At 65.0% G+C, this 508-nt stretch carries 1 protein-coding gene; it reads right to left on the minus strand.

What is annotated here, in order from left to right; genetic code table 11:
- Nucleotides 1-508: ABC transporter permease (locus GTW58_RS14110; RefSeq protein ID WP_168023661.1), on the minus strand; the 508-nt coding region annotated here is incomplete at both ends.

Here is a 508-nt window from a genome sequence, read left to right on the forward strand (position 1 = left end):
CTGGATGTAGGCGGTCATGCCACCGACCTCGAGCTGACCGTCGTCGATCCGGTGCGCTCCGAACCACACCACGGCCGCGGTGGCCACGTGCAGGACCATCATGATGAGCGGGAACATGAGCACGAACAGTTCGCCGATGCGCATGGAGACCGTGGCCAGCGCGTCGTTGGCGGTGGCGAACCGGTTGCGTTCGTAGTCCTCCCGCACGAAGGCCCGCACCACGCGCAGGCCCACGACCTGTTCGCGCAGGACTCCGTTGATCTCGTCGATCCGGGACTGCATCGAACGGAACATGGGCATCAGCCGCACCACGATCACACCGATGAGCACCGCGAGCAACGGAACCGAGACCCACACGAGCCAGGAGAGCCCGGGGTCCTCGCGGATGGCCATGATGATCCCGCCCGCGGCCATCAACGGTGCGGCGACCATCATGTTGAGTCCCATGAGGACCAACATCTGGACCTGCTGGACGTCGTTGGTTCCGCGAGTGATCAACGACGGCGCA

Origin of the sequence: Kocuria subflava (assembly GCF_012163155.1) — a bacterium.
Lineage (GTDB): Bacteria > Actinomycetota > Actinomycetes > Actinomycetales > Micrococcaceae > Kocuria > Kocuria subflava.